The following is a 9,895-nucleotide window of genomic DNA, read 5'->3' as shown; positions in this document are numbered from 1 at the left end:
ACTCCGCGTCCAGCCACGGCGCGCACGTGCTGCGCTCCGCCGGTGTCGGCGCGTTGCCCGGCGGCGCGCAGCGCACCGCGGCGGCCACCCGCGCGTCGACAAGCTCAAGCCCGTCGGCGCTGTCGGTGGCCGTCGGCTGGTTGGCCAGCCCGCTGCGGTACAGCGAGCCGAACAGGAAGTCACCGGAGCGGTCCCCGGTGAACACCCGCCCCGTGCGGTTGGCGCCGTTGGCCGCCGGCGCCAGCCCGACGATCAGGATCCGGGGTCGCGGCGCACCGAAGCCCGGCGCCGGCCTGCCCCAGTAGGGCTGGTCGGCGTACGACTTGCGCTTGGTCACCGCGACGTCCTCGCGCCACTGCACCAGCCGCGGGCACGCGCGGCAGACCGAGATACAGGCGTCGACCTGCCGAAGCGTCCCGGCCGCCTCGGCCAGCGCGCTCACCTGCGCCGGGGTGTCGGCCACCGCGGTCCGGCGGGTCGCCGGGTCGCCCGGCCACCCGTCGCCCGGGTGAACCGGCGAGGTGAACAAGTCACCGGTTCTGGGGTGCGGAAGCCGCTGGTCTGAGGGACGCATCATTCGTTACCGGAAAGCACCGTTCATCGTTATCACGAAACGCCGTTTCCCTGGCGGCGAGGTGGGCATTCTTCTATCACAATTGGTCGCTGAGCGTTTCGATTGGGGGGGCCATGCGACGGGTGAATGCAGCAATCCTGGTGGTCTGTGTCGTGCTCACCGGCTGCGGCAGCACGATCAGCAGCGCCGAATCGACGAGTGCGACCCGCGCGATGATCCCCCGCCCGCTGGTGGAACGCGAGTTGGGCGGCCTGTTGCTCAGCCCCGAGGAGGCCGCAGTCGCGATGGGGGTGCCCGCGATGACGGTCACCCAGTCACGCACCAGCATGGACGACAACAGTGCGATCATGGCGCCGCCGGAATGTCTGGCCATCGACGGCGCCGCTGAGACCGTCGTCTACGCCCCCAGCGGTTACCAGGCCGAACGCGACCAGAGCCTCAACGATGGCGGGGACTGGAAGCACTATCTCAAGCAGTCGGTCGTGCTGTTCCCGTATCTGGAGAAGGCCGGCGAGTTCTTCGACGCCTCGGTGGCGCAGTGGCCCGCCTGCAGCGAGTACACGCACACCCAGAGCGGCAGCCGGTGGCGGGTCGGCGAGATCGTCCACGACGACCGCACGTTGCACACCGTGTCCACCCAGCAGGAGGCCGCGTCACCGGGCTGGGGCTGCGGCCGCGCCTTGATCCACCGCAACAACGTGATCGTCGACGTCAACACCTGCAGCGCGGCTCCCGGAGACTCGGCGGTACGCGTCGCCGAGCAGATCGCCGCCAACGTCGACGCGCAGTGGTAGCCGCGAAACCGGCCGATCTGCAACAAAATCCGTGGCCCGCGGGCCGCCACACTGCTACATTCCCGGCGATAACCCATGACGCCGACCCGAGCGCCCAGCCGACGCGCCCCGCTGTTGCTGATCCTGTTCGCCGCGTTGATGGCGGGCGCCGGCAACGGCATCTCGATTGTGGCATTTCCGTGGCTGGTGTTGCAGCGCAACGGTTCTGCGCTCGACGCCTCGATCGTCGCGATGGCTGGCACGCTGCCGTTGCTGGCCGCGACATTGCTGGCCGGTGCTGCCGTCGACTATCTGGGCCGGCGCCGGGTGTCGATGATCTCCGATGCGCTGTCGGCGCTGTCGGTGGCGGCCGTGCCGGTGACGGCGCTGGTGTTCGGCGCCGATGCCGTCAACGTCGCGGTGCTGGCCGGTCTGGCCGCACTCGGCGCGTTCTTCGACCCCGCCGGGATGACCGCCCGCGAGACGATGCTGCCCGAGGCGGCCAAGCGTGCGGGCTGGACCCTCGACCGCGCCAACAGCGTGTTCGAGGCGATCTTCAACCTGGCCTACATCGTCGGGCCCGGCATCGGCGGTCTGCTGATCGCAACGCTCGGCGGCATCGACACGATGTGGGTGACCGCGGGCGCGTTCGTGCTGTCGATCCTGGCGATCGGCGCGCTGCGACTGGAGGGCGCAGGCCTCCCCGATCCGGCGGCGATGGCCGACGGGGTGTGGGCCGGCATCCTCGAAGGGCTGCGCTTCGTCTGGCACAGCAAGGTGCTGCGCACGCTGGCGTTCGTCGACCTCGCCGCGACCGGGCTGTACATGCCGATGGAGAGCGTGCTGTTCCCGAAGTACTTCACCGATCGCGACGAGCCGGCCCAGCTGGGCTGGGTGCTGGTCGCACTCAGCGTCGGCGGCCTCGTGGGTGCGCTCGGGTACGCGGTCATGTCGAAGTACATGTCGCGGCGCACGGTGATGCTGATCGCGGTGCTCACCCTCGGGGTGGCGATGACGGCGATCGCGTTCCTGCCGCCGCTGCCGGTGATCCTGGTGTTGTGCGCGATCGTCGGGTTCGTCTACGGGCCGATCGCGCCGATCTACAACTACGTGATGCAGACCCGCGCCCCGCAGCGGTTGCGCGGGCGGGTGGTCGGGGTGATGGGCTCGCTGGCCTACGCCGCCGGCCCGCTGGGCCTGATCCTGGCCGGGCCGCTGGCCGACACCGCCGGCCTGCACGTCACGTTCCTGGCGCTGTCGTTGCCGATGCTGGCGCTCGGCGTGGTCGCGGTGTTCCTGCCCGCGCTGCGTGAGCTTGACCTCGAACCCCGACCGGACTCCGGCGCTGCCTGACGCGGCGTGCGCCGGTCCTACACTGGCCGCTGTGCAAGCGCTGGCCGGCCTGATCGCCGAACTCCCCGACGGCACCGTCGTCACCGATCCCGACATCGTCGCGTCCTACCGCCAGGACCGCGCCGCCGACCCGAGCGCCGGCACGCCGCTGGCGGTCGTGCGGCCCCGGCGCACCGAGGAGGTCCAGGCGGTGCTGCGCTGGGCCGCCGACCACCGGATCGCCGTCGTCACCCGCGGCATGGGCACCGGATTGTCCGGTGGCGCAACAGCTCTCGACGGCGGCATCGTGCTGTCGACGGAAAAGATGCGCGATATCACCGTGGATCCGGTGACCCGCACCGCCGTGGTGCAGCCCGGTCTGCTCAACTCCGAGGTGAAGAAAGCCGTCGCCGAGTACGGGCTCTGGTACCCGCCGGATCCGTCGTCGTTCGAGATCTGCAGCATCGGCGGCAACATCGCCACCAACGCAGGCGGACTGTGCTGCGTGAAATACGGCGTCACCACCGACTACGTGCTGGGCCTGCAAGTCGTGCTCGCCGACGGCACCGCGGTCCGGCTCGGCGGGCCGCGCTTGAAAGATGTCGCAGGACTGTCGCTGACGAAACTGTTCGTCGGCAGCGAGGGCACCCTCGGCGTCGTCACCGAGGCAACCCTCAAGCTGCTGCCCGCCCAGAGCGGCGCCTGCACGGTGGTGGCGACCTTCGACTCGGTGGCGGACGCCGCCGCCGCCGTCGTCACCATCACCGGCAAGATCCGGCCGTCGATGCTGGAGTTCATGGATTCGGCGGCCATCAACGCCGTCGAGGACAAGCTCAAGATGGGGCTGGACCGGGAAGCCGGCGCCATGATGGTCGCCGCGAGCGACGACCGCGGCCCGGCCGGCGCGCAGGACGCCGAGTTCATGGCCCGGGTCTTCACCGAACACGGTGCGAAGGAAGTCTTTTCGACCTCAGACCCGGAAGAAGGCGAGGCGTTCGTCGCCGCGCGCCGCTTCGCCATCCCCGCGGTCGAGGCCAAGGGCGCGCTGCTGCTCGAAGACGTCGGCGTGCCGGTGCCTGCGCTGGCCGAACTCGTCGCCGGCGTCGAGAAGATCGCGGGCGTGCACGACCTGATGATCTCGGTGATCGCGCACGCCGGCGACGGCAACACCCACCCGCTGATCGTGTTCGACCCGGCCGACGCGGCCATGGAGCAGCGCGCTCAGCAGGCGTTCGGCGAGATCATGGACCTGGCGATCAGCCTGGGCGGCACGATCACCGGCGAACACGGCGTCGGCCGGCTCAAACGCCCCTGGCTGGCCGGTCAGCTCGGCCCCGAGGCGATGGAGCTCAACCGCCGGATCAAGGCTGCGCTCGACCCGGCCGGCATCCTCAACCCCGGCGCCGGGATCTGACCGCCCGGGCCGACACCATTTGACATTGATCGCCCGGTGTCGTACCCATAAGACATGACCGCGATTCTGTCTCAGGACTCGCCCGCCCGGTTCGTCCCGGCCGACGCGAACACCTGGCGGGATCCGTGGCCCATGTACCGGGCGCTGCGCGACCGCGACCCGGTGCACCACGTCGTCCCACCGGACCGGCCGGACCGTGCCGAACCCGGCGACTACTACGTGCTGTCCCGGCACGCCGACATCTGGGCGGCGGCGCGCGATCACCAGACGTTCTCGTCGGCACAGGGGCTGACCGTCAACTACGGCGAGCTCGAGCTGATCGGGTTGGCGGACAACCCACCGATGGTCATGCAGGATCCGCCGGTGCACACCGAGTTCCGCAAGCTGGTCGCGCGCGGCTTCACCCCGCGCCAGGTCGAGGCGGTCGAGCCCAAGGTCCGCGAGTACGTGATCGAGCGGATCGAACGCCTCAAGGCCGACGGGGGTGGCGACATCGTCGCCGAGCTGTTCAAGCCGTTGCCGTCGATGGTGGTTGCGCACTATCTTGGTGTGCCGGAACAGGATCGGGGCAAGTTCGACGGCTGGACCGACGCCATCGTGGCCGCGAACACCAGCGAGGGCGGGATCGGCGGCGCACTGGGCACGCTCGGGGACGCGCTGGGCGAGATGATGTCCTACTTCACCGCGCTGATCGAGCGCAGGCGCGTCGAACCCGAGGACGACACCGTGTCGCATCTGGTGGCGGCAGGAGTCGGCGCCGACGGCGACATCACCGGGGTGCTGTCGATCCTGGCGTTCACCTTCACCATGGTCACCGGCGGCAACGACACCACCACCGGCATGCTCGGCGGGTCGGTGCAACTGCTGCACCAACGTCCCGACCAGCGCGCACTGCTGAGCGCGAATCCGGAGCTGATCCCCGACGCCGTCGACGAGTTCCTCCGGCTGACCTCACCGGTACAGATGTTGGGCCGCACCGTGACTCGCGACGTGACGATCGGCGACGTGACGATCCCGGCCGGGCGCCGCGCGATGTTGCTGTACGGATCGGGAAACCGTGACGAGCGCCAGTACGGCGACGACGCAGGCGACCTCGACGTCACCCGCAGGCCGCGCAACATCCTGACGTTCAGTCACGGGGCCCACCACTGCCTCGGCGCCGCCGCGGCGCGGATGCAGTCGCGGGTGACCCTGACCGAGCTGCTCACCCGCATCCCGGACTTCGAGGTCGACGAGTCCGGAATCACCTGGGCCGGTGGCAGTTACGTGCGACGCCCGCTGTCGGTGCCGTTCACGGTGGTGCGCTGATGGCGGGAGACTGGCTGGCCGCGCGCCGCACCGAGGTGGCCGCGGACCGCATCCTGGACGCCGCGGGCGAGCTGTTCGCCGCGCAGCCCGCCGCCACCGTCGGCATGCACGAAATCGCCTCGGCGGCAGGATGTTCGCGCGCGACGCTGTACCGCTACTTCGAGAACCGCGAGGCCCTCCACACCGCCTACGTGCACCGGGAGGCCTACCGGCTGTACCGCGAGATGACCGACCACATCATGTCGTTCTCCGATCCCAGGGAGCGGTTGATCGAGGGCATGCTGGCGTCGCTGCGCAATGTGCGGCAGAGCCCGGCGCTGGCATCGTGGTTCGCCACCGCCCAGCGCCCGATCGGCGGCGAGATGGCCGACCAGTCCGAGGTGATCAAGGCGCTCACCGAGGCTTTCGTGATCTCGCTGGGCCCCGACGAGTCCCGGCTGGTCGCGCACCGGTCACGCTGGCTGGTGCGGGTGATGACGTCGCTGCTGGTGTTCCCCGGCCTGGACGAGGCCGACGAACGCAGCATGCTCGAGGAGTTCGTGGTACCGATCGTGCTGCCGCAGGAGGCCGGTCAGGCGACCCAGTAGGCCTGCGCCTTGATGGACTTGCGCGGGATCTTGTAGTCCTCCCGCAGCAGCTTGGCCACCGCGCGCGTGGTGCGGTTGTCGCAGCCCACCCAGCCGAAGTGGTCGGGGGCGTCGAACGCCGCGGCCGCAACGGCCGAGACCAGGGCCTCGCCGGAGTTCTTGCGGTCCACCCAGGTCACGTCAGTGCTGCGGCGCACCGGCAGTTGCTTGTCGTCGTCGTGGGCGGCTTCGAGGAAGATCTGTGCGGGCGCGTCGCCGATCGCGTCGAGCAGTGAGTTGATGGCGGGCAGCGACGCGGTGTCGCCCACGATCAGATAGCCGGCCGGCCGCGGCTCGGGCAACGCGAAGTTGCTCCCGAGCACGGTGACCTCGATCGTGTCACCGGGCTGGGCCTGCTCGGCCCAGCGCGAGGCGACGCCGTCGTGCAGCGCGAACTCGATGTCGACGGTGTCGTTGGCCGGATCCGGATTGACCAGGGTGTATCCGCGCTGGTGCAGTTTGTCGCCGTCGGAGAACCACATCCGGACCCACATCGTCGGGTGCAGCGCGCGGTCGGCGAGCAGTCCGCCGGCGGCGAAACTGAGCCTCAGATAGTGGGGGCTGACCTGGGTGCGTCCGGTGACCGTGAGTTCGTAGTCGCCGGCCCGCAGCAACTTGAGCACCGCGCCCGCGAACCCCCGTGATTTCCTGGTGTCCGTCATGGACTTTCCACCCCTCGAAGCCGTAGGTCAGGTAAGCGTAACCTAACTTGGAGGCCGTGCGGTGTGCGGATCAGGCCCTGACGCGGGTGAAGCGGTGCAACAGCCACGCAAGCGGGATCGTCACCGCCATCGTGCCGAAGAACAGCAGCCACACCGACCCGGTGTAGATCGGGTAGCGCAGGACCTCCACCATCACCAGCTCCATCAGGACGAGATGGATCAGGAAGATCTCGTAGGAGATCTCGCCGAGGAACACCATCGGCCGGCTCGCCAGCAGCCCCGCATACCAGCCGTCCCGGTCCTCGCCCCGCGATCCCCGCAGCGCCAGCGGCGCGACCACGAGCGTCGCGATCACCGCGTAGAACACCGTCTTGGCCAGCGCCTCACGCAGCTCCGCCGGCGAGGTGGTCGGTTCGCCGGCGATCGGCGTGGAGGCGATGAGATAGCACGCCAGGGCCAGCGGCACACACGCCAGCGCGTAGGCCCGGACCCCGAGTGGCTGCAACGCGGCCAGCAGCATTCCGCCGACGAACCAGGCCAGATAGCCGGGCAGCCACAGCTTGGCGCCGTCGGGCAGGAAGGTCGTGTCATGCACCAGCCACATCCAGGCCGGCGACACCAGCGCCAGCGCCGCGAGACCGGTCAGCAACAGGCCCGGCCGCCACCGCCGCCGACACAGCACCACCAGCAGCAGGTAGGCCAGCAACGGGAGCGCGACGTAGAAGGCGACCTCGACAGCCAGGCTCCACATCTGGGTGAGCCCCTGATGCAGATAGGAAAACAGGTAGTTGTCGGTATAGATCTGGGTCAGGGTGAGGTTGCGGAACAACCCCTCCCACGTGTGTCCGGGGTTCGGCCCCGCCGTCCGGAAGTGGTAGACGAGATAGGCCGCGACCACTGTGATGACATAGGCCGGCATGATGCGGCGCACCCGGTGCCAGGCGTAGCGACTCACCGACGGCGCCGGCTTCCCCGCCGCGGAGCCCGATTCGCGGCTCGCCGCGGCCGCCTTCACCCACGGGGCGAACAACAGGAATCCGGACAGCACGAAGAAGATCGGCACCCCGATCTCCATCCGCGAATACACCAGGCCCACAAACCCTTGCGGATACTTGCCGGTGGTGTACGCCGCATGGGTGAGCACCACCAGCAGCGCGGCGACCGCGCGAATCCCGGTAAGGGACGCGACCCGGCCGGTCGTGACCGATTCCAGACCGCCCGCGTCGACGTCCTCCCTGACCGACCGGTGATCCGCCCTGTCGGGCAGGGTCACTGCGACGTGTGCTTCCCCCGATGCGGTTTCGGCCCGCGATCGGGTTCGAGATGGATCAGCTGACCCTGGATCCTGGTGTTCTCCAACGACTTCAGCGTCTTCGGCGGCAGCTTGGCCGGCAGCTCCACCAGCGAGTAGTCGACCTTGATGGTGATGTGGCCGAAGTCGCTGCGGTGCAGCCCGCCCTCGTTGGCGATGGCGCCGACGATCGCGCCGGGCGCGACCTTGTGCCGCTTGCCGACGGCGATGCGGTAGGTCGCGAGGTCGCTGCGGCGCTCGCGGGGCTTACGCGGCGGGGCGTCGCTCCGGTCGCCCCGCTCGGGACGCTCGCGCCGCTTCTCCGGCGGCGGCTCGGTCATCAGGAACTCTTCGCCGTTGCGGCTCTGCAGTGCCAGCGCCGCGGCGATGTCGGCCATCGGGACGTCGTGGTCGCGCTCGTAACCCTCGACCAGCGTGCGGAACAGGTCGATGCCGGGCTTGTCCAGCGCGTCGGTGATCGAGTCGCGGAACTTCGCGACCCGCTTCTCGTTGACGTCGTCGACCGACGGCAGTTCGGACTCCACCAGCTTCTGGCGCGTGACCCGCTCGATCGCGCCGAGCAGGTGGCGTTCGCGCGGCGTCACGAACAGCAGCGCGGTGCCCGACCGCCCCGCGCGTCCGGTGCGCCCGATGCGGTGCACATAGGACTCCGGGTCGTGCGGGATGTCGAAGTTCACCACGTGCGAGATGCGCTCGACGTCGAGGCCGCGGGCCGCGACGTCGGTGGCGACCAGGATGTCGATGGTCCCGTCTTTGAGCTGCGAGATGGTGCGCTCGCGGACCGCCTGCGGGATGTCGCCGTTGATCGCCGCCGCGGCGAATCCCCGCGCCCGCAACTTCTCGGCGACCTCTTCGGTGGCCTGCTTGGTGCGGACGAACACGATCATCGCGTCGCCCTGCTCGGTTTCCAGCAGCCTGGTCAGCGCGTCCATCTTGCGCGGATAGGACACCTGGTAGTAGCGCTGTGTGATGTTCTCTGCGGTCTGGGTCTTGGACTTGACCGTGACCTCGACCGGATCGTGCAGGTATTTGGCGGTGATCTTCTTGATCGCCGGCGGCATGGTCGCCGAGAACAACGCGACCTGCTTGTATTCGGGGGTGTCGGCCAGGATGCGCTCGACATCCTCGGCGAAGCCCATCTGCAGCATCTCGTCGGCCTCGTCGAGCACGAGGTAATCCAGATGCGAGAGGTCCAGGCTGCCCTTCTCCAGATGGTCGATCACCCGGCCCGGTGTGCCGACGACGACCTGCGCGCCGCGCTTGAGTCCGGCCAGCTGCGGCACGTAGGACGAGCCGCCGTAGATCGGCAGCACGTTGACGCGGAGCTTGGCGCCGTAGCGGCCGAATGCCTCGGCGACCTGCAGCGCGAGCTCGCGGGTCGGCGCCAGCACCAGCGCCTGGGTGGTGCGGCTGTCGGTGTCGATCTTGGACAGGATCGGGATCGCGAAGGCCGCTGTCTTGCCGGTCCCGGTCTGGGCCAGCCCGACGACGTCGGAGCCTGCCAGAATCGCCGGGATGGTCGCCGCCTGGATGGGCGAGGGCGACTCATAACCGACGTCGGCGACCGCCTGCAGCACCGCCGGGTGTATCTGCAGGTCGGCGAAGGTGAGATCAGCGGGTTCAGGGTCAGCGTTCGTAGAGCTCATCGTGGTGGAAGTCTAGTGCCAGTCGGCGGTTCCTCCGACCTCCCGGCCGCAGGAGGGCCGGTGTGCCTTCCCCAAGCCCGGCCGCGGTGACGGTACGGTGCGCAACTGTGAATTGGGCGGCGACCATCGGCGCCGTGGTCGCAGCGGTGACGCTGGCGGCCACGGGATGCAGCCCTGGCGACTCGACGGTGTCCAAGACACCGGAGCCGAGCACGTCCGCAGCGCCCGCCCCGGCGGGCCCGCCACCG

Annotated in this window: 9 protein-coding genes; 5 read left to right on the top strand and 4 right to left on the bottom strand. The window is 69.4% G+C overall.

What is annotated here, in order from left to right; all coding sequences use genetic code 11:
• Window positions 1-577, bottom strand: a 577-nt coding sequence (locus tag MVA01S_RS26625) for a uracil-DNA glycosylase family protein (protein ID WP_060941759.1), incomplete at its 3' end; no start/stop codon positions are given.
• A gap of 110 nt (window positions 578-687) precedes the next feature.
• On the opposite strand from MVA01S_RS26625, the gene MVA01S_RS26620 reads away from it, so the two are divergent.
• From MVA01S_RS26620 to MVA01S_RS26600, 5 genes are all read left to right on the top strand, one after another.
• On the top strand, window positions 688-1,368 hold the full coding sequence (locus tag MVA01S_RS26620; RefSeq protein ID WP_040541553.1) for a sensor domain-containing protein: 681 nt from the start codon (window positions 688-690) through the stop codon (window positions 1,366-1,368).
• Between the two features lie 75 nt (window positions 1,369-1,443).
• On the top strand, window positions 1,444-2,700 hold the full coding sequence (tap, locus tag MVA01S_RS26615; protein WP_003930938.1) for a multidrug efflux MFS transporter Tap: 1,257 nt from the start codon (window positions 1,444-1,446) through the stop codon (window positions 2,698-2,700).
• A gap of 31 nt (window positions 2,701-2,731) precedes the next feature.
• A complete protein-coding gene (locus tag MVA01S_RS26610) occupies window positions 2,732-4,093 on the top strand; it encodes an FAD-binding oxidoreductase (protein ID WP_040541552.1) in 1,362 nt (453 codons plus the stop codon).
• A 54-nt stretch (window positions 4,094-4,147) separates the two neighbouring features.
• Window positions 4,148-5,401 carry a cytochrome P450 gene (locus tag MVA01S_RS26605; RefSeq protein ID WP_003930936.1) on the top strand — a complete coding sequence of 418 codons (1,254 nt, stop codon included), beginning with the start codon at window positions 4,148-4,150 and terminating at the stop codon, window positions 5,399-5,401.
• Entirely contained in the window at window positions 5,401-5,988 is a 588-nt protein-coding gene (locus tag MVA01S_RS26600; RefSeq protein WP_003930935.1) for a TetR/AcrR family transcriptional regulator, read from the top strand. The genes MVA01S_RS26605 and MVA01S_RS26600 overlap by 1 nt, the downstream gene beginning before the upstream one ends.
• On the opposite strand, the gene MVA01S_RS26595 is transcribed toward MVA01S_RS26600, so the two are convergent.
• From MVA01S_RS26595 to MVA01S_RS26585, 3 genes are all read right to left on the bottom strand, one after another.
• Window positions 5,973-6,689 carry a siderophore-interacting protein gene (locus MVA01S_RS26595; protein WP_003930934.1) on the bottom strand — a complete coding sequence of 239 codons (717 nt, stop codon included), beginning with the start codon at window positions 6,687-6,689 and terminating at the stop codon, window positions 5,973-5,975. The two genes, MVA01S_RS26600 and MVA01S_RS26595, sit on opposite strands and share 16 nt — an antisense overlap.
• A gap of 70 nt (window positions 6,690-6,759) precedes the next feature.
• The gene (locus MVA01S_RS26590) at window positions 6,760-7,962 is read right to left on the bottom strand and encodes an acyltransferase family protein (protein WP_082762409.1); all 1,203 of its coding nucleotides are present in this window, start codon (window positions 7,960-7,962) and stop codon (window positions 6,760-6,762) included.
• The gene (locus MVA01S_RS26585) at window positions 7,959-9,647 is read right to left on the bottom strand and encodes a DEAD/DEAH box helicase (protein WP_003931091.1); all 1,689 of its coding nucleotides are present in this window, start codon (window positions 9,645-9,647) and stop codon (window positions 7,959-7,961) included. The genes MVA01S_RS26590 and MVA01S_RS26585 overlap by 4 nt, the downstream gene beginning before the upstream one ends.
• Between the last annotated feature and the right edge of the window lie 248 nt (window positions 9,648-9,895).

Origin of the sequence: Mycolicibacterium vaccae NBRC 14118 = CIP 105934 (assembly GCF_001552715.1) — a bacterium.
GTDB lineage: Bacteria > Actinomycetota > Actinomycetes > Mycobacteriales > Mycobacteriaceae > Mycobacterium > Mycobacterium vaccae.
This window is presented reverse-complemented; position numbering and strand designations above follow the sequence as displayed.

Coding starts and splice junctions, on each gene's coding strand:
- MVA01S_RS26600 (WP_003930935.1), top strand. CDS start 5,401: ATGGCGGGAGACTGGCTGGCCGCGCGCCGCACCGAGGTGGCCGCGGAC.
- MVA01S_RS26605 (WP_003930936.1), top strand. CDS start 4,148: ATGACCGCGATTCTGTCTCAGGACTCGCCCGCCCGGTTCGTCCCGGCC.
- MVA01S_RS26620 (WP_040541553.1), top strand. CDS start 688: ATGCGACGGGTGAATGCAGCAATCCTGGTGGTCTGTGTCGTGCTCACC.
- tap (WP_003930938.1), top strand. CDS start 1,444: ATGACGCCGACCCGAGCGCCCAGCCGACGCGCCCCGCTGTTGCTGATC.
- MVA01S_RS26585 (WP_003931091.1), bottom strand. CDS start 9,647: ATGAGCTCTACGAACGCTGACCCTGAACCCGCTGATCTCACCTTCGCC.
- MVA01S_RS26595 (WP_003930934.1), bottom strand. CDS start 6,689: ATGACGGACACCAGGAAATCACGGGGGTTCGCGGGCGCGGTGCTCAAG.